The following is a 19261-nucleotide window of genomic DNA, read 5'->3' as shown; positions in this document are numbered from 1 at the left end:
GGTACGGACGTACCGCCGCAGCGCCCTTGTCTGCGTTCACACGACCGTGGTCGCCAGCAGCTTGCGCAGCAGGCCCGCCAGCTGCTCCGCCTCCTCGGGCGTGAGGGCGGCCTCCAGGGCCTCCCGCTGCTGGGCGAGCCCGGCGCCCACCGCCTGGTCCACCAGCTCGCGGCCCCGCTCGCTGAGCGTCACCCGCAGCCCGCGCCGGTCGTTGGGGTCGGGGCTGCGGCTGAGCAGCCCGGCCTTCTCCAGCTTGTCGAGCCGGCCCGTCATCCCGCCGGTGGTGATCATCAGCGTCGCGGTGAGCTCGCGCGGCGAGAGCGTGTAGGGCTCGCCCGAGCGGCGCAGGGTCGCCAGTACGTCGAACTCCCCGAGCGCCATCCCATAGGGCGAGTACGCCTTGTCGACACGGCCGCGCATCGCGGCGGCCAGCCGGTAGACGCGCCCGAAGACGGCCATCGGCACCGTGTCCAGGTCGGGGCGGACGGCCGCCCACTGGTCGGTGATGGCGTCGACGGCGTCGTGGGCGGGGGTCTCGGTGCTGTCCATGGCGGCAGTCTCCTCATCGATCGGCTCGACGGCAAGTAAGTCACTGGGCGGTAAGCCACTCACGAGAAAGAAGCTTATGCGAAAGTGGCTTGCAAATAAGTAGCTTGGAGCTAAGCTACTTATCACCAAGTCACTCGGACCCACTCCGAACCAGGGGGGACCTGCCATGTCCCGCAAGGCCGCCGTCATCGCCCTCACCGCGCTCGCCCCGATCTCCTGGGGCTCCACCTACTTCGTCACCACGGAGTTCCTGCCGCCCGACCGGCCGCTCTTCACCGGTCTGATGCGCGCGCTCCCGGCGGGGCTGCTGCTGCTCGCCGTCACCCGCAAGCTGCCGCAGGGCGCCTGGTGGTGGAAGTCCGCGGTCCTGGGGGCCCTCAACATCGGCGCCTTCTTCCCGCTCCTCTTCCTCGCCGCGTACCGGCTGCCCGGCGGCGTCGCGGCCGTCGTCGGCTCGGTCGGCCCGCTCTTCGTCGTGGGTCTTGCCGCCCTCTTCCTGGGGGACCGGCCCACCGTGCGGTCCCTGCTCACCGCGGTCGCCGCCGCCTTCGGCGTCAGCCTCGTCGTCCTGAAGGCGGGCGCGGCCCTGGATCTCGTCGGGGTGGTCGCCGGACTGCTCTCCGCCCTGTCGATGTCGGCCGGCACCGTCTTCACCAAGCGCTGGGGGAGGCCCGAGGGGGTGGGTGCGCTCGCTCTCACCGGCTGGCAGCTCACCGCCGGCGGCCTGATCATCCTGCCGATCGCCTTCCTGATCGAGGGCGCCCCGCCGGCCCTGGACTCCGCCAACCTGCTCGGCTACGCCTACCTCGCCTTCGGCAACACCGCGATCTCGTACTTCCTCTGGTTCCGCGGGATCGGGCAGCTGAGCGCCTCCTCCGTGACCCTCCTCGGCCCGCTCTCGCCGATCAGCGCGGCCGTCATCGGCTGGGCGGCGCTCGGGCAGGCGCTGGGTCCGGTGCAGCTCGCCGGAATGGCGATCGCCTTCGGCGCCACCCTGGTCGGCCAGCTGAACCCGCGTACGCCCGCCGCCAAGAAGACCGAATCATTCAGTTCAGCTGAAAGGAATGGTCAGGAACTTTCGATGGACCTGGAGGTTTCTTCGGTGCGACGGTAGAGCCTCACCGAACGAAAGGACCACCGTGACGCTGCTGGACCACGACCGCACCGAACCGAGCACGACCGACGAGCCGGCACCCGCGAAGAACCTCGCGCGGGGGGCCGGCCTCGGCGTTCTCCTCGCGCTCGTCGCCACGGTCGTCTGGTCCGGCAGCTTCGTCGCCACCCGGGACATGGCCGACTCCGTCCCGCCGGTCCAGGCCGTCTTCTGGCGCTGGGTCATCGCCCTCGTCGCCGTCGCCCCCCTCGCGGCCCGGCAGGCGTGGCGGCAACGGAACCTGATCCGCCGCCACTTCGGCTACGTCGCCCTGGCCTCGCTGTTCGGCGTCGCCCTCTACAACACCCTTGTGCACCAGGCCGGACTGACCACCTCCGCCACCAACATGGGCATGATCATGACCGCCTCCCCGGTGATCATGGCGCTCTACTCCCGGCTGGGCGGCGAACGCCTCGGCGCCCGCCGCACCTTCGGGATGCTCCTCGCCGCGCTCGGTGTGCTGCTCCTCGTCGGCAAGGGCTCCCTCGCCGTCGACTTCACCGCGGGCGACCTGTGGATGGTCACGGCCGCCCTGTCCTTCGCCTCGTACAGCGCCCTGCTCAAGCGCAAGCCCACCGAGATCGGCGCCCTGGCCTTCCTCTTCACGACCTTCGTGCTCGGTGCCCTGATGCTGCTCCCCGCCTACGGCGTCAGCCTCGCAGTCCAGGGCGGCTTCGACCCCACCTTCGGCGCCGTCGGACCGCTGCTCTACGTCGGTGTCTTCTCCTCCGCCGTCGCCTTCTTCGCCTGGAACAAGGCCATCGCCCTCATCGGCGCGGCCCGAGCGGGAGTCGTCTACTACCTCCAGCCCGTCTGCGTGGCGCTGCTCTCGTACGCCCTGCTCGGCGAGGAACTGGGGCTCGTGGGCGGCGCGTGCATGGCCCTCATCCTGGGCGGCGTGGCGCTGGCCAGTGCGCGGACCCGTGCGTGAGCGGTCCGCCCGTGGCCCCGGGTAGGTTGCGCCCCATGACCGAGTGGGACATCAAGAAGCTTCAGATCCTTCGCACCCTCCGCGATCGCGGCACCGTCACCGCGACCGCGGAGGCGCTGCTCATGACCCCTTCGGCCGTCTCCCAGCAGCTCACCAACCTCGCCAAGCAGCTCGGTGTGCCGCTCCTGGAGGCGCAGGGGCGGCGGGTCCGGCTCACCGATGCCGCGCATCTCGTGCTCCGGCATGCCGAGGTGGTCTTCGCCCAACTGGAGCGCGCCGACGCCGAGCTGGACGGCTATCTGCGGGGCGAGGTCGGGCAGGTGCGGGTGGCGGCGTTCTCGACGGCCGTACCCGCGCTCGTGGTCCCCGCCGTGCAGCAGCTGCGCACCGCGCACCCCGGACTCGACGTCCGCGTCCGCGAGGCCGAGGCCTCCGAGGCGTACGAACTCCTCGGCGCCGGCGAGGTCGACCTGGCTCTGTCGCTCGCCGCGCACGCCCCCTCCGTCCGCGACCCCAAGTTCAGCCGCGTCCCCCTCCTCGCCGACCCCCTCGACGTCGCCCTGCCCGCCGGGCACCCCCTCGCGGAGGCGCCCGGGCTGCGGCTCGCCGACCTCTCGGCCGAGCCCTGGATCTTCGGCGGCTCGGGCCCCTGGTCCGAGATCACCACCGCCGCCTGCGAGGCCGCCGGATTCGTGCCCGAACAGGCCCACAGCGCCGCCGGCTGGACCGCGATCCTCGCCATGGTCGAGGCGGGCATGGGTGTCGCCCTGGTGCCCCGGATGGCCTCCGCGGAGCGCCGTGCCGGAGTCGTCATGCGGGTCCTCTCCGCGGACCAGCCGCGCCGCCATGTCGTCGCGGCCGTACGGCGCGGGGCCGAGGAGGGCGTCGCTGTGGCGCGGGTGCTCGGCGCGCTCCGCCAGGCGGCCGCCCAGCGCGAGACCGTTCAGCAGAACTGAAAATACCTGTCGAAAACATTCGATGGACCAACCAGGTCCTCGGGGCGCACAGTCGACGCATGACCTTCGAGACGAGCCAGGACCAGGACCCGCACGCCAACGACGCCGCCCCCTACGGAGGAGGCGACCCGTACGCCGACTACCGCACCGGTGACTTCCCCTTCACCGAGCTGGTCGACCTGGCCGACCGCCGTCTCGGAGCCGGCGTCGTCGCCGCCAACGACGAGTTCTTCGCCGAGCGCGAGAACCTCCTCGTCCGCGAGCGCGCCGTCTTCGACCCGGAGCACTTCGGCCACAAGGGCAAGATCATGGACGGCTGGGAGACCCGCCGCCGCCGTGGTGCCGACGCCGAGAACGTCTTCCCCGCACCCGAGGACCACGACTGGGCGATCGTCCGCCTCGGTGCCCCCGGCGTCATCCGCGGCATCATCGTCGACACCGCCCACTTCCGCGGCAACTACCCGCAGCGGGTGTCCATCCAGGCCACCGCCGTGGAGGGCTCGCCCAGCCCCGAGCAGCTCCTCGCCGACGACGTGAAGTGGGAGGAGATCGTCCCGCCCACCCCCGTCCGAGGCCACGCCGCCAACGGCTTCGAGATCGACGTCGAGCGGCGCTTCACCCATCTGCGCCTGTGCCAGCACCCCGACGGCGGAATCGCCCGGCTGCGCGTCCACGGCGAGGTCGTGCCCGACCCCGAGTGGCTGGAGCTGCTCGGCACCCTCGACCTCATCTCCGTACTCAACGGAGGCGTGTACGAGGACGCTTCGGACAAGTTCTACTCCTCGCCGACCCAGATCATCCTGCCCGGCACCTCCCGCAAGATGGACGACGGCTGGGAGAACCGCCGCCGCCGGGTGCGAGGCACCAACGACTGGGTCCGCTTCCGGCTCGCCGCCCAGGGCGTCGTACGCGCCGTCGAGATCGACACCGCCTACCTCAAGGGCAACTCCGCCGGCTGGATCGCGCTCCAGGGCCGCAACGGCGAGACGGGCGAGTGGTTCGAGATCATCCCCCGGACCAAGCTGCAGCCCGACACCCTGCACCGCTTCAAGCTCCCCGCGCAGGCCGTCGTCACCCACGTCCGCCTCGACGCCTTCCCCGACGGCGGCGTCGCCCGGATGCGGCTGCACGGGGCGCTCACCGAGCAGGGCGCGGCCGACCTGCGCACGCGATACGCGGCGCTCGGAGGCTGACACGCTTCCGCCCGGCGGGCGGCCGCGCGCCGACGCCCGCCCGCCGAGCGGACTCAAACAGACGAAGGGGCACCTCCGTGGGGGAGGGTGCCCCTTCGTCGTTCACACCATGACCGTTACGCGGCGGCCGCGTCCGCGGCCTGCGCCTTCAGGGCGCGCTCCACGCCCGCACGGCACTCGGTCACCAGACGCCGCAGCGCCGGAGCCGGGTCGTTCGCCGCGATCCAGGCGTCCGTGGCGTCCAGCGTCTCCTGAGAGACCTGGATCGTCGGGTAGAGCCCGACCACGATCTGCTGGATGATCTCGTGGCTGCGGGTCTCGGAGATGCCCTTGATCGAGGCGAAGTACTTCGCCGTGTACGGAGCGAGCAGCTCACGCTGGTCGGTCTGCACGAAGCCGCCGATCACCGCCTCCTGCACGGCGTTCGCGAGCTTGTCGGACTCCACGACCGACGCCCAGGCCTCCGCCTTCGCCGCCTCCGTCGGACGCGCCGACCGCGCGGTCGCCGCGTGGCGCTCGCCCGCCGCGGTCTTGTCCCGCGCCAGCTCGGCCGCGATCTCCGGCTCGTCGAAACGGCCCGTCGCGGCCAGCCGCTGCACGAACGCCCAGCGCAGCTCGGTGTCCACGGCCAGACCCTCGATGACCACGCTGCCGTCGAGGAGACCGGCGAGCACGTCCAGGTCCGCGTCCGTGCGGGCGGTCGCGGCGAACGCCCGCGCCCACGCCAGCTGGTGGTCGCTCGCCGGCTCCGCCGCCCGCAGCTGCTCCTGCGCCGCCTGCGTCCAGCGCGCCAGACCCGTCGCCCGCCACTCCGGCGCCGCGTACAGGTCGAGGGCCGCCTTCACCTGGCTCTGCAGCGACTGCACCATGCCGATGTCGCTCTCCTTGGTGATGCCGGAGAGGACGAGGTCCAGGTAGTCGCGGGTGGCCAGCTCGCCGTCGCGGGTCATGTCCCAGGCCGAGGCCCAGCAGAGCGCGCGCGGCAGCGACTCGGCGAAGTCCCCGAGGTGCGCGGTCACGTTCTTCAGCGACACCTCGTCGAGGCGGACCTTGGCGTACGACAGGTCGTCGTCGTTGAGCAGCACGACAGCCGGACGCGCCTTGCCCGCCAGCTGCGGTACGGCGGTCAGCTCGGCGGCCTCGACATCCAGCTCGACCCGGTCGACGCGGACCAGCTTGCCGGCCGCGTCCAGGTCGTAGAAGCCGATCGCGATCCGGTGCGGACGCAGCGTCGACTCGCCCTTGGCGCCGGCGGGCAGCGCCGGGGCCTCCTGCTTGACGGCGAAGGAGGTGATGTCACCGTTCTCGTCGGTCTCGATCTCCGGGCGCAGGATGTTGATGCCGGCCGTCTCCAGCCACAGCTTCGACCAGGCCTTCAGATCACGCCCGGAGGTCTCCTCCAGCGCGCCGAGCAGGTCCGACAGACGCGTGTTCCCGAAGGCGTGCGCCTTGAAGTACGCCTGCACGCCCTTGAAGAACTCGTCCTGGCCGACGTACGCCACCAGCTGCTTCAGGACCGAGGCGCCCTTGGCGTAGGTGATGCCGTCGAAGTTGACCAGCACGTCCTCGAGATCGTTGATCTCGGCCATGATCGGGTGCGTGGACGGCAGCTGGTCCTGGCGGTACGCCCAGGTCTTCTCCGCGTTGGCGAAGGTCGTCCAGGCGTTCGGCCAGCGGGTTCCCGCCACGGACGCCTGGCAGGCGACCGAGGTGAAGGTCGCGAACGACTCGTTCAGCCACAGGTCGTTCCACCACTCCATGGTGACCAGGTCGCCGAACCACATGTGCGCGAGCTCGTGCAGGATCGTCTCGGCCCGGCGCTCGTACGCCGCGTCCGTCACCTTCGAGCGGAAGACGTACTGGTCGCGGATGGTCACCGCGCCCGCGTTCTCCATCGCGCCCGCGTTGAACTCCGGCACGAAGAGCTGGTCGTACTTCGCGAACGGGTAGTCGTACGCGAACTTCTCCTGGAACCAGTCGAAGCCCTGACGCGTGACATCGAAGATGTGGTCGGCGTCGAGGAACTCGGCCAGCGACGGGCGGCAGTAGATGCCGAGCGGGACGGTCTGCCCGTCCTTCTCGTAGGACGAGTGCACCGAGTGGTACGGGCCGACGATCAGCGCGGTGATGTACGTCGAGATCCGCGGGGTGGGATCGAAGACCCACACGTCGTCCTTGGGCTCCGGCGTCGGCGAGTTGGAGATCACCGTCCAGCCGCTCGGCGCCTTCACGGTGAACTGGAAGGTCGCCTTCAGGTCCGGCTGCTCGAACGAGGCGAAGACGCGGCGGGCGTCCGGCACCTCGAACTGGGTGTAGAGATACGCCTGGTCGTCGACCGGGTCGACGAACCGGTGCAGTCCCTCACCGGTGTTCGTGTACGCGCAGTCCGCGACGACCTTCAGCTCGTTCGGGCCCTGGCGCAGATGGGCCAGCGCGATCCGCGAGTCGCGGAACACGGCGGCGACGTCGAGCGCGTGGCCGTTGAGGACGGCCTCGTGCACGGCGGGGGCGACGAGGTCGATGAAGGTCTCCGCACCGGCCTCGGCGGAATTGAAGCGGACGGTGGTGACGGACCGGTAGGTGCCGCCCTCCTGCGCACCGGAGAGGTCGAGGTCGACCTCGTACGCGTCCACGGTCAGCAGCTTCGCCCGCTGCTGCGCCTCTTCACGGGTCAGGTTTGTGCCAGGCACCCGGTCAACTCCTCGGTTTCGTGACGTTTGGCTCATCCTTCCACGCCGTACCTCAGCGCCGCACCGCACATTTCCACGGTCCGTCCCCGCTGATCCGCAGCAGTCCGGGACCGGGCACGGGCGCGCTGACACGGACCTCGCCGATCTCGTTGACGAGGAGGTCCTGGTCCTCCGCGTCGTACTCCGGCTCGCTCGGCGGGGTGTGCTGATGGACGGTGAAGTTGGACTCGCCGTGATGGAAGAAGTCGAGGACGCCGGGCGGCCCGTCGTAGACGACGAGGTCGTGGGCGTGGCCCTCGATCCGGCTGTCGAAGCGGCGCGCGTGGGTGAGGGGGAGGACCCGCAGCGTCCAGGGGGTGTCCGCCTCGACCCGCAACGTCAGCGGCCGGCCGCGCGGGACGAGCGCGACGGTACGGGCGCGGACGTCGTCCTCGTACGCCATGAGCAGATAGTCCTCGGCGCGGCCGTACGCGTCGCAGGACTCGATGGTGGTGGAGATCGAGTGGTACGACTCGATCTCCAGGAGCGCCCAGCCCGGCGGCAGGGAGGGGTCGCACTGCACCGTCTCCTTGCCGCGGCCCTGGTGGACGGAGGGGCGGAAGTCGGTGGAGAACGGGTCGACGGCGACCGTGACCGGGGACTGGGCGGGGCCCATGGACGGCACGGGGGCCGCGTACCCCGGTTCCGGGACCGGCGGCGAGGCGGGGGTGACGTAACCCGGGCCCGGGACCGGCGGCGGGGCGGGCGTGACGTAGCCCGGGCCCGGGATCGGCGGCGGCGGGGCCTCCACCACGATGCCGAAGTCCGTCGCGAGGCCGGCGAGCCCGGAGGCGTACCCCTGCCCCACGGCACGGAACCGCCAGCCGCCCTCCCGCCGGTAGAACTCGCCGAAGACGAACGCCGTCTCCGTCGTCGCGTCCCCGATCGCGAAGTACGCCACCGGTCCGCCCGCGAGATCCGTGACCCGCACGTCCAGGGACAGCATCTGCCCGAAGGTCCCGCCGTCCGCGGATGCGGCGACGACCACGCGCTCGACGGCTGGCTCCACGCGCGCCAGATCCAGCCACAGCCAGTCCGCGGCCGCGCCGCCGGGCGCTCCAGGCGCCGACTTGCCCAGATGCCGCACCGTGCCCGAGGGGTGCTCGACATGGTTGTAGAAGACGAGATCCGCGTCCCCCCGCACCCGTCCACCCGCGTCGAGCAGCAGTGCCGAGACATCCACGTCGGGCGTCCCCGGCACGGCCTGCCAGGCGACGGCGACCTGGAGGACCTGGGCGGGCACCGCGATGTTGGCACCCTTGGGTATCTGGGTCATGCTGCGGATCCTGTCATCCCGGGGCCCGGCTTCGAACGCGTTGTCCGAATTCCGCCGGAGCGTGACCACGGGACGCCGAAGGGGCGACCGTCCTTCCGGACGGCCGCCCCTCGGGCACGGAACGGCGTCAGCCCTGGCTGAGCTCCGCGGCGACCAGCTCCGCGATCTGCACCGCGTTCAGCGCGGCGCCCTTGCGCAGGTTGTCGTTGGAGAGGAACAGCGCCAGACCGTTGTCGACGGTCTCGTCCACGCGGATGCGACCCACGTACGAGGCGTCCTTGCCGGCGGCCTGGAGCGGGGTCGGGATCTCGGAGAGCTCGACGCCCTCGGCGTCCTTGAGGAGCTCGTAGGCGCGCTCGACGCTGATGGGACGCTCGAAGCGGGCGTTGACCTGGAGCGAGTGGCCGGAGAAGACCGGGACGCGCACACAGGTGCCCGAGACCTTGAGCTCGGGGATCTCCAGGATCTTGCGGGACTCGTTGCGGAGCTTCTGCTCCTCGTCGGTCTCGTGCGTGCCGTCGTCGACCAGGTTGCCGGCCAGCGGCACCACGTTGAAGGCGATGGGGCGCCGGTAGACGTTCGGCTCGGGGAAGGCGACGGCCTCGCCGTCGAAGGCCAGCTGGTCGGCGTTCTCGGCGACGGCGCACGCCTGGGTGCGCAGCTCGGCGACACCGGCCACGCCCGAGCCGGAGACGGCCTGGTACGTGGTGGCGACCAGCGCGGTCAGGCCGGCCTCCTGGTGGAGCGGCCGGAGGACCGGCATGGCGGCCATCGTGGTGCAGTTCGGGTTGGCGATGATGCCCTTGGGGCGGTCCTTGATCGCGTGCGGGTTGACCTCGGAGACGACCAGCGGGACCTCGGGGTCGCGGCGCCAGGCGGAGGAGTTGTCGATCACGACGGCGCCCTGGGCGGCGACCTTCTCGGCCAGCGCCTTGGAGGTGGCGCCACCGGCCGAGAACAGGACGATGTCCAGTCCGGTGTAGTCGGCGGTGGAGGCGTCCTCGACCGTGACGCCGTCGACGACGGTGCCGGCGGAGCGGGCGGAGGCGAAGAGCCGCAGCTCGTCGACGGGGAACTTCCGCTCGGCCAGGATCTTGCGCATGACTGTGCCGACCTGACCGGTGGCTCCGACGATTCCGACCTTCACGGGGACTCCTCCGTACGTTTGTGCAGGCTGCTGCCGTCCATGATGCGTATGTCCCGGCCCGCCTTGTCCAATCCATTGTCCGAGGATCGGGACGGAAACGGCGACGGGAGCGCGAGGTGACGGCGACGGAAGCGGAGACGGGGAAGGGGCGGGCACCGGTTCCGGCGCCCGCCCCTCACTCGTACAGCGGTGTTACGGAGTGACCTTGCCGATCACCACGCTGCCGGCGCCCGCGACCGTGCCGCGCGCGTTCAGCAGCTGGACCTCGCCGAAGAACTGCCGGCCCTCGGGCGCGGCACCGGCGACGAGAATCTCGGCGCCGACCTTGGCGGTCGCGCCGTTGGCCAGCGCGTAGCTCTTGGACGCGTCGACCTGGACGCTGCCGAGCGCCGCCGAGTAGTACACGTCCTTGTAGTCGAAGGTCGTGCCACCCTCGGCCTGCACCGAGTAGCCGTCGATCACCACGGTGTAGGTACCGGCGGCCGGCTTGACCAGCGAGACGGCCTCCTCCGAGTCGCCGTCCGCGGCCTGGCCCACCTGCACACCGTCGCGCAGGACCGTCAGGTCGAGGTCGGCGGCCTTGTCGGAGGTGTTGCCGATCGAGATGTCGAGCCGGTCGACACCCTCACCGATGGTGACGGTCTTCGTCTGCTGCTCGTGGTGCTTGATCGTCGGCGTCTCGGCCTTCAGGGAGCCCAGCGGGCCGCCCTTCAGCTTGCCGTCGAGGGCGGCGAACTTGTTGGCGACCGTCCACTCGACCGCGGCCGGAGTACCGACCTTCGCCTCGGCGACGGTCTGCACCGCCGGGTCGAAGTTCGCGCCGAGCACCGAGACGTCCAGCTTGAACGGGTTGTCCAGGTCGGGCGACGTACGGCGGGACTCGACCTCGATCTCCCAGACGCCGGGCGTCGGGTTGGCGTACGAACGCAGGTCCGCACGGCAGCCGTTGCCCGGGTTGTAGTGCGGGTAGCACACGTTGGACGCGGTGGACTCGAAGGCCACGCCGTACGGGTGGATCGAGATGAACCGGGTCTGGCTCTTCTCCTTCAGACCACCGAGGGCGACCTCGAGGGTCTTCGCGCCCTGCGGCACGGTCACGAAGTACGACTTGTGGCTGTTGCGCTGGACCGAGCCGGACGCCGAGAAGGCGTAGCCGGGCGCGGCCAGGTCGCTCGCGACGACCGAGGTGGCGAGGATCTGCTTGTCCACACCCTCGGTACGGTCGTCATCGGCCTCCAGGATCACGCTGTGCACACCGGCCGAGGTCGGCCGGGCCTGGATCTTGACGGTGACCGGCTTGTTCAGCGGCAGGTCGATCTCGTCGTCGCCGAGGATCCGGAAGGTGCCGTCGTTGTACTTCAGCTCCAGCTCGTGCTCGATGGCCCGGTTCGGGCCGGTCGTGCGCGTGATGGTGACGTCGTAGACCTTCTTCTGGCCGACCTTGAGGCCGCCCTCACGGTCGTACACACCGGTGCCGGTGTGCGGGGCCGGGAAGATGGCGGTGTCGACCGGGGCCTCGACCTTGTACTCGTGCGCCGTGGCGCCGTCCTTGATCGACTCCCAGGCGTCGTTGATGTCGATCAGACCCGAGCCCTGCTCGTGGGCCGCGACACCGGAGATCCGGTGGGCGGTCGAGGTGAGCGCGGTGCGCAGGCTGAGCGGCGAGAGCTCGATGCGCTTCTGCTTCGCGGCGGAGAGCAGCAGCGCGCTCGCGCCCGCGACCTGCGGGGAGGACATCGAGGTGCCGTTGAGCATCCCGTAACCGGCGGGCAGCGCGTAGCCGGACTCGGGCACGCCGGCGCCGGCCTGCCAGGTCGGGATGGTGTTCACGGCCGAGCCCGGACCGGTGATGGTCGGGGTGAAGCCGCCGTCCTCACGCGGACCGCGGGAGGAGAAGGGGAACATGGCGTACGACTTGGTGACGGCCGAGCCGTAGTTGGCGGCCCAGGTCGACTTGGAGATCGCCGCGCCGACCGAGACGACCTTGTCGGCCAGGCCGGGGTCGCCGATCGTGTTGATGCCCGGGCCGGAGTTGCCGGCCGAGATGATCAGCTGCACGCCGTACTGGTCGATCAGACGGGTGTAGAGGCGGGCGCGGACGTTGTCGCCGTCGTTCTGCGCGGGCAGGCCGCCGATCGACATGTTGACGATGTCGACGCCACGGTTGACGACGAGGTCCGTCATGCCCTCGGTGAGGGCGGTGTTGGTGCAGCCGCCGGTCCACGTGCAGGCGCGCGAGGAGACGATCTTCGCGCCGGGCGCGGCGCCGTTCATCTTGCCGCCGAAGAGGCTGTGGGCGGCGGTGATGCCGGCGACGTGCGTGCCGTGCGAGGACTCGACGACGCCGATGTTGACGAAGTCGCGCTTCTGGCCGACCCAGGTCCCGCCCAGCGGGTCCATCGCGACGTCCTTGCGGATCTCGACGACGAACGGCGTCTTCTCGACGACCTCGGTGGCCGGGTTGTCGGTACCGAAGTAGCCGATCTGGTACCCGTCCTTGTACGGCTTCATCGGCGCGTTGTCCGTGAAGTCGTTGTTCTGGTCGGTGTCGACGCGGACGGTGCCGGCGGCGGGGTCGTACAGCATGCCGAACAGGTCGGCCGTGTCGCCGTCGCGGTTGATGTCACCGGCCGGGTCGCCGCCCGCGGTGATCGCCTCGTTGAAGCGGCTGAACTGGTAGGAGCCCTCGGGCGCCTTCCAGGACTGCGAGGAGGCGGTGAAGACGGGGCCGGCGACCGGGGTGATCTGGGCGCGCCAGGTGGCGTCGCCCTCGGTCAGCGGGTCGGTGGCGGTGACCCAGTCGACGATCTTGCGCTCGCCGGTGGTGGTCTTCTGCAGGGCCGGGTGGCCCAGGTCGACACCGGAGTCGAGGATGCCGATGGTCACGCCGCGGCCGTCGGCCTTGGGGTGGCCCTCGACGAAGTCGACCGCACCCGTCTCGTGGGACGGGTTGTACGGGTTCTTCGCCGGGGTGCTCTTGCTCGGGGCCGGGTACGTCGTGGTGACGGTCGTGCCCTCGACGGCACCGGTGGCGCCCGCGTCCGGGGTCGGGTCGTCCAGCTTGATCTCGGCCTGGAGGTCGATCGACTGGACGGAGGAGAGCTTGGTGGCCGCCGTGATGGCGGCCTCCGCCTTGGCGGTCGGGATGGTGGCGCGGACGTAGCCGAGCTTGTCGTCCTGCCTGCCGACCGAGGCGCCCTGGACGGCGTCGAGCTGGCCGGCGACCTGCTCGGTGGCGCCGGGGGCGGTGGCGACGAGGATCGTGACGTTCTTCTCGCCGGTCGCCTCGGCCTCGGTGAGGCGCTGGGCGTCCGTCGGGCCGAGCTTGTCGGCGGAGTCGGCGGACTTGACCGGGGGAGTGGTCGCCGGGTCGTCGGCGGCCAGGACCGGAGCAGCACCGGCCGCGATGAGCGCGGTCACAAGTCCGGCGGCGGCGGCGATACGAGCCGCGCGTCTGTGCCCGGGGGTCGAGCGCCCGGGTATGGAGCTCTGAGATTCGGGGGTGGTCATTTACATCCCTGTTTGTGAAAGAAGAGGGTCCGGATTTCGGTACCGGATGACCGCTCAGCCAAGCGCAAGAGACAGGGGTTTGTGGAGAGTTGTCGATGGCGGTTTACGGCCTTGGCACACATCCGCCACCGCGCGAGACACGCCAGAGAGAGCGAATCGCCCTCAAGCGGGGCGATTCGACTCGTGCATACCGCCGGTTAGTTGTCCTTTGTACGGGCGTAGTGGCGCGAGGCCTTGGCCCGGTTGCCACACGTCGTCATCGAGCACCAGCGTCGCGTGCCGTTCCGCGAGGTGTCGAAGAAGTGCAGGATGCACGCCTCGTGGGCGCACGCCCGGATGCGGTCCGGCGCGGTGCGCAGCAGGTCGAGGTAGTCGCGGGCGGCGGTCCAGGCCGGACCCCAGGCGGCGTCCTTGAACTCCGGCTCCTCGCCCGGCCCCTCGGGCGTGAGCGTGGCGCGGATGCGGCCGTGCCCGAGGACGGCGTCGACACGCGCGATGGCGGCGGGGTCGCCCGGCGCGTCGGCGAGGGCGAGCAGCGCGTCGCGGGCGGTGAGTGTGTGGCGGAGGGTCGTCGCGTCGACGGCGAAGCGCTCGTCGAGGCCGTTCGAGGCGAGCCAGACGCCCAGGCCGTCGGTGTCCGCGAGCAGGTCCTGGCGCACCCCGTCCGACATCCAGCGGGTGTTGAGCAGGTCGAGCGAGACGGGCTCGCCGAGCAGGGGCCGCGGATCGGGAACGGTCATGGCGGACACCCTCCTCGAAGAACTAACCCCTCAAGGTTACGTGACCGGTTGCGCCTCGGGTCACTAACCTCTAAAGTCGAATTAAGAGGTTAGTCAATCGATCGAAGGGGAACCGCCATGTCGGCGATCGGAACGCTGAACACCGGCCACATCGGGCTCAACGTCACGGACCTGGAGCGCTCGCTCGGTTTCTACGCGGACGTCCTGGGCTTCGAGCTGCTCCGCGAGGGCAAGGAGGACGACCGTCGGTTCGCGCTCCTGGGCCAGGGCGGCCGGCTGGTCCTCACGCTCTGGCAGCAGGCGGAGGGCGCGTACGACTCCGGCCGCGCGGGCCTGCACCACCTGGCCTTCGAGGCCGAGTCGATCGACCGGGTGAAGGCGGCGGAGACGGCACTGAAGGAGCGCGGCACCTCTTTCGCCTACGAGGGCGTGGTCCCCCACGCCGAGGGCGCCTCCTCCGGCGGCATCTTCTTCCACGACCCGGACGGCACCCGCCTGGAGATCTTCACCCCGACGGGCGCGGAGAACACGGAAGCCCCGGTGGAGGGCGCCCCGACCTGCGGCTTCTTCTAGAGCCGGCTGCCTTGTGGGCAATCGTTCCGCTTGGGGGTCCCCCAGGGCGAAGTCCTAGGGGGGAGGAACGGGTGGGCACAACGCACGAACGCGCTCACCGCGCCGAGGGGGGCCCGCACCCCGACCCCCGTACCCGCACACGAAGGGCCGCAAGAACATGGATGTGTACAACTGGGGCTCCCTCGCCGTCCAACGGCACGTAGGCGTCCGCGACCTCGCCGCCCACGTGGGCCGATCCATCGGCACCGGAATCCGCCCCATCGCCGCCGCCTTCCTCGAGCTCCAGCCCATGCTGGTGCTCGGGGCGGCGGACGCCGACGGCCAGGTCTGGAGCTCCCTCCTGACCGGCCCCCCCCGGCTTCGTCCGGGCGACGGGCCCGCACACGATCTCGGTCGCGGCGGCCCTCCCCGCCGGTACTCCCGACGGCACCCCCGTCGGAACGATCGCCCTGGACCCCCGCACCCGCCGCCGCATGCGCCTCAACGGGATCGCCCGCTCCAGCGCCCGCGGCTTCACCGTCGAGGCGGAACAGGTCTTCTCCAACTGCCCGAAGTACCTCCAGAAGCGCGAGCTGTACGCGCCCGACACCACCACCCCACCCGGCACCCCGCACCACGGCACCGCGCTCAGCCCCGATCAGGAGCGGTTCGTCCGCGCGGCCGACACCTTCTTCATCGCGACCGTCGCCCCCGACGGCGCGGACGCGAGCCACCGAGGGGGCCACCCCGGCTTCGTACGGGTCGACTCGCCCACCGAACTCAGCTGGCGGGACTATCCCGGCAACGCGATGTTCCTGACCCTCGGCAATCTGGAGACCGACGACCGCGCGGGCCTGCTCTTCCTCGACTGGCACACCGGCACCACGGTCCGCCTGACCGGCCGCGCCCAGACCGCATACGGCCCCGACGGGGTCCGTACCACCCGGTTCCGTATCGAGCGGACCGTCGAGACCCCGTCCGCCAGCCCCCTGCGCTGGTCCCGCCCCGAGTACTCGCCCGCCAATCCACCCCTGGACTCCTGAATGGCATCCGCCCCCGCCCGCCCCCACCCCCGTGCCATGGCCGCGGCGACCTCCGTCAGCGTCGCGGCCCTGGTCGCCCTCGTCGCCCTCGGCACGGTGCTGCACCAGCCGCTGCTGATCCCACCCCTGGCCGCCAGCATGGCGCTCGTCGCCGGGGCGCCCGATCTGCCGCTCTCCCAGCCCCGCTCGGTCGTCGGCGGCCAACTGCTCTCCGCGCTCACCGGCTTCACCGTGCTCCTCGTCGTCGGACCAGGCCTCTGGGGCGCGGCGCTCGCCGGCGGGCTCGCGCTCGGCGTCATGATGGCCGCTCGTACCCCGCACTCGCCCGCCGCGGCCACGGCCGTGATCGTCGCCCTCCAGAATCCGCCGTTCTGGACCTTCCTCACCCTCCTCGCCCTCGCGAGCCTCCTGCTCGTCGCCGTCGGTCTCGCCGGCGCCCGCGCAACCGGGCGGACATACCCCGTGTACTGGTTCTAACCTCGGCTCATGAAACAGGAGTTGAGGGTGGCGGCCTACGCCGTGTGTGTCCGTGACGACGAGATACTCCTCGCCCGCTGGGTCGACAGAGCGGGGGCCAAGCGATGGACCCTGCCCGGCGGCGGGATGGACCACGGCGAGGAGCCGGTCGACACCGTCGTGCGTGAGGTCGAGGAGGAGACGGGATATCTGACCGAGCCGGTCGCGCTGCTCGGCATCGACTCCATCCGGCGCGGCTGGATTCGCAGGCTCGGCGACCCGGGCGACTTCCAGGGTCTGCGGATCATCTACGAGTCCCGGATCACCGGCGGCTCCCTGCGCAACGAGACCGGCGGCTCCACCGACCTCGCCGCCTGGCATCCGCTCGCCTCCGTCCAGGACCTCACCCGCGTCGAACTCGTCGACATCGGACTGCAGTTGTGGAGCGAGCGCCCGCCGGTCGGACGCTCCCGCCTGGCCGATCCGGCGAACGGCTGAATCTCGCTCAACCCCCGAAGGGCCCTCAACCCGCCGCCCGAGGGCGGGGTCCCCTCCCGTGACCGCAGTACACGACAGGGGAGCTCGCACACGATGTCAGCCGTACGTACCGCACACACCGCCCGTACCGTCCTCGCCGCCACCGCCGTGGCAGCGCTCACCGCCGGAGCGCTCGCCGCGCCCGCCGTCGCGGCCACCGCGCCGAAGAAGCCGGACCACACCGCCACCCAGCAGGCCCTTGACGCGGCGGTCGAGGCGGGCGTGCCCGGCGCCGTCGCCCAGGCCCGGTCCGGCCGCGCCGGCTGGACCGGGACGGCCGGTGAGCGCGGCGGCGAGGACCGCTACCGGGTCGGTTCCATCACCAAGACCTTCGTCGCCACGGTCCTTCTCCAGCTCCAGGCCGAGGGCCGGCTCGACCTCGACGACCCCGTCGAGAAGTGGCTGCCCGGCGTGGTGCGCGGCAACGGTCACGACGGCCGCAAGATCACCGTCCGGCAACTCCTCAACCACACCAGCGGGATCTACAGCTACACCGCGGACACCAAATTCCAGGAGCAGGTCTTCGGTCCCGGCTTCCTGGAGCACCGTTACGACACCTGGGCCCCGAAGCAGCTCGTCGCGATCGCGATGACCCACAAGCCGGACTTCACCCCCGGCACCGCCTGGACCTACTCCAACACCAACTACGTCCTGGCGGGCATGGTGATCGAGAAGGTCACGGGCCGTCCGTACGGCAAGGAGGTCGAGCGGCGGATCGTCAAGCCGCTGAAGCTGCGTGCCACGAGTGTGCCCGGGACGACCGCGACGATGCCGAAGCCGAGTTCACGGGCGTTCTCGAAGTTGGCACTCGACGACAACGCGACGACGATTCACGACGTCACCCGGCTGAACCCGAGCCTCGCGGGCGCGGCGGGCGAGATGATCTCCGACTCGAACGATCTGCAGAGCTTCTACCGGGCCCTGCTCAAGGGCAAGTTGCTGCCGAGGGCCGAGATGCGGGAGATGACGAAGGCCGTGCCCGTCAGCGCCGAGGCTCCGGAGTTCTTCTACGGCCTCGGGCTGATGCGGACGAAGTTGAGCTGCGGCAAGGAGGTGTGGGGCCACGGTGGTGGCATTCACGGTTCCTCGTCGCAGGCCGTCGTCACCAGGGACGGCGAGCACTCGCTCGCCATGAACTTCAACGCCGACTGGGCGGGCGACAGTCAGACCGTCGTCGAGGCCGAGTTCTGCGGCTGATCCCCGTCCCGGCGTGTCACCGGGGCAGGACGACGACATAGGCGGCGGGCTGCCGGTCCGACGCGGCCATCAGGGCCGTACGGACCACGGTGGCCTGCTGGTCCATCGCCTCGCGCAGCTTGCGCGGGGTGATGTGGACGACCGTGATGCCGAGCCGCTCCAGGTGCTCGCGCTTACGGGTGTACTCGGACCACAGCGCGTCGTCGTCCTGCCGCGGCGCCCGGGTGTCCAGCTCCACCGCCACCGCCTGGTCCGGCCAGTACGCGTCGAGACCGCCGAGGTGCGGCCCGCCGGGCAGCCGCAGATCCACGTTCCACAGCGGGTCGGGCAGCGCGAACTCCCGCACCATCTCGTACAGCCGCTCCTCGGCGATGCTCCTGCCCTCCGCGAGCAGCGAGTCCACGGCGTCCACCACATGCGGTCGGGTGAGCAGCCGTGCGCGGTTCAACTCCCGTACCACCGCGCCGGGTTCGCAGTGCCCTGCGCGCACCGCCTCGGTGAGCAGCCGGCGCACCTCGCCCGCGTCGGTCAGGTGGGACACGGCGTCGGCGAGGGCCCGGGCGACCGGGGCGACCGGCACCCCGGTGAGCTCCAGCGGCTCGGGCATGTCCTGGGCGCGCTCCACCCGGACCCAGGCGGTGGACCGCAGTCGGCGGGTGCGCGGCACCAGGATGTCGATCCGGTCCAGCGAGGGCAGTGGGGGAGCGGACGAGAAGCGGTGCAGGGCGAGCGCGGCGAGCCCGGTGATCATCGCGTCGGGGCTCTGGGAGGGCACCATGCCGGAGCGGCGGGCGTAGAGGAGCGCGGCCTGCAGCCGCTCCTCGCCGGTGGGCTGCCCCGGATGCGGCAGGAAGACGCCGGGCAGGATCTGCTGCCATCCGCCGCCCGGCTTGCAGCGCGCGGCGATCTCGGCGCCGGACATCCCCTGGGCACGCAACTGGGAGGAGGACAGGACGCGTTGGTGGTTCTCCGTGCGAGGGGGGAGGGGGAGCGGTCGGGGGCTGATGGGGGCGTTGTGGTTCATGACGGGGGTCTTCCGCTTACCGGACCTCCGCTAACCGCTGTTACAAGCGCGTCACCAAACCGGGACAAGCTCGCCCTAAAGTACGCGCGTTCGAGTGCCGAAAAGGCCCCACCGCCGCGGCCCTCCCCATCCCGTCCTGGACAGGCGTTCCGCAGGGGCTGACCCCCCCCCGCGGGACCCCGGCCCGCCGGGTGGGGGCGGGGGCGTTTAAAAAAAAACCAGCCCCCCAGAACCCGCGTGTTGGGGTTTTGCGGGGTGGGGGGGGGTT

15 protein-coding genes and 1 pseudogene are annotated in these 19261 nt (G+C 71.0%); 9 read left to right on the top strand and 7 right to left on the bottom strand.

Features of this window, described 5'->3' with window-relative positions:
• Positions 1–36: 36 nt before the first annotated feature.
• Entirely contained in the window at positions 37–549 is a 513-nt protein-coding gene (locus ACFC0D_RS35535; RefSeq protein WP_376445370.1) for a MarR family winged helix-turn-helix transcriptional regulator, read from the bottom strand.
• Between the two features lie 166 nt (positions 550–715).
• Between ACFC0D_RS35535 and ACFC0D_RS35530 the strand changes: the two genes are divergently transcribed.
• Genes ACFC0D_RS35530 through alc form a run of 4 tightly spaced genes read left to right on the top strand, consistent with a single transcriptional unit; the run spans position 716 to position 4782 of the window.
• Complete coding sequence (locus ACFC0D_RS35530) at positions 716–1663, top strand: EamA family transporter (RefSeq protein WP_376445367.1); 948 nt, start codon at positions 716–718, stop codon at positions 1661–1663.
• A gap of 25 nt (positions 1664–1688) precedes the next feature.
• Positions 1689–2633: a DMT family transporter gene (locus tag ACFC0D_RS35525; RefSeq protein WP_376445364.1), complete on the top strand. Its 945-nt coding sequence runs from the start codon at positions 1689–1691 to the stop codon at positions 2631–2633.
• A gap of 35 nt (positions 2634–2668) precedes the next feature.
• Entirely contained in the window at positions 2669–3589 is a 921-nt protein-coding gene (locus ACFC0D_RS35520; RefSeq protein ID WP_376445362.1) for a LysR family transcriptional regulator, read from the top strand.
• Positions 3590–3648: 59 nt separating this feature from the next.
• Positions 3649–4782, top strand: coding sequence for an allantoicase (gene alc, locus ACFC0D_RS35515; RefSeq protein ID WP_376445360.1), 1134 nt, complete (start codon positions 3649–3651; stop codon positions 4780–4782).
• 116 nt (positions 4783–4898) lie between these two features.
• Here alc and pepN read toward each other — a convergent pair whose 3' ends face one another.
• The 5 genes from pepN to ACFC0D_RS35490 all read right to left on the bottom strand — a co-directional run bounded on the left by pepN (position 4899) and on the right by ACFC0D_RS35490 (position 14184).
• Positions 4899–7472: an aminopeptidase N gene (gene pepN, locus ACFC0D_RS35510; RefSeq protein ID WP_376445357.1), complete on the bottom strand. Its 2574-nt coding sequence runs from the start codon at positions 7470–7472 to the stop codon at positions 4899–4901.
• Between the two features lie 52 nt (positions 7473–7524).
• Entirely contained in the window at positions 7525–8787 is a 1263-nt protein-coding gene (locus ACFC0D_RS35505; protein WP_376445354.1) for a TerD family protein, read from the bottom strand.
• Between the two features lie 127 nt (positions 8788–8914).
• Positions 8915–9934 (bottom strand): aspartate-semialdehyde dehydrogenase, encoded by a 1020-nt coding sequence (locus ACFC0D_RS35500; RefSeq protein ID WP_376445351.1) that lies wholly within the window; start codon positions 9932–9934, stop codon positions 8915–8917.
• A gap of 192 nt (positions 9935–10126) precedes the next feature.
• Entirely contained in the window at positions 10127–13444 is a 3318-nt protein-coding gene (locus tag ACFC0D_RS35495) for a S8 family serine peptidase (protein ID WP_376445347.1), read from the bottom strand.
• Positions 13445–13641: 197 nt separating this feature from the next.
• On the bottom strand, positions 13642–14184 hold the full coding sequence (locus tag ACFC0D_RS35490; RefSeq protein WP_376445344.1) for a CGNR zinc finger domain-containing protein: 543 nt from the start codon (positions 14182–14184) through the stop codon (positions 13642–13644).
• A gap of 117 nt (positions 14185–14301) precedes the next feature.
• Here ACFC0D_RS35490 and ACFC0D_RS35485 point away from each other — a divergent pair, with 117 nt between their 5' ends.
• From ACFC0D_RS35485 to ACFC0D_RS35465, 5 genes and pseudogenes are all read left to right on the top strand, one after another.
• Positions 14302–14757, top strand: a complete 456-nt coding sequence (locus ACFC0D_RS35485; protein ID WP_376445341.1) for a VOC family protein — start codon at positions 14302–14304, stop codon at positions 14755–14757.
• Between the two features lie 157 nt (positions 14758–14914).
• Positions 14915–15779, top strand: a pseudogene (locus tag ACFC0D_RS35480) (pyridoxamine 5'-phosphate oxidase family protein).
• Entirely contained in the window at positions 15780–16256 is a 477-nt protein-coding gene (locus ACFC0D_RS35475) for an HPP family protein (protein WP_376445339.1), read from the top strand.
• Positions 16257–16265: 9 nt separating this feature from the next.
• Positions 16266–16733 (top strand): NUDIX hydrolase, encoded by a 468-nt coding sequence (locus ACFC0D_RS35470; protein ID WP_376445336.1) that lies wholly within the window; start codon positions 16266–16268, stop codon positions 16731–16733.
• Between the two features lie 93 nt (positions 16734–16826).
• Positions 16827–17969, top strand: a complete 1143-nt coding sequence (locus ACFC0D_RS35465; RefSeq protein ID WP_376445334.1) for a serine hydrolase domain-containing protein — start codon at positions 16827–16829, stop codon at positions 17967–17969.
• Positions 17970–17985: 16 nt separating this feature from the next.
• Here ACFC0D_RS35465 and ACFC0D_RS35460 read toward each other — a convergent pair whose 3' ends face one another.
• On the bottom strand, positions 17986–18993 hold the full coding sequence (locus tag ACFC0D_RS35460) for a hypothetical protein (protein ID WP_376445331.1): 1008 nt from the start codon (positions 18991–18993) through the stop codon (positions 17986–17988).
• Between the last annotated feature and the right edge of the window lie 268 nt (positions 18994–19261).

It is taken from the genome of Streptomyces sp. NPDC056222 (assembly GCF_042264065.1).
In the GTDB taxonomy this organism is placed as follows: Bacteria; Actinomycetota; Actinomycetes; order Streptomycetales; family Streptomycetaceae; genus Streptomyces.
The sequence above is the reverse complement of the archived record's forward strand: the minus strand, read 5'-3'. Positions and strand labels throughout refer to the sequence as shown.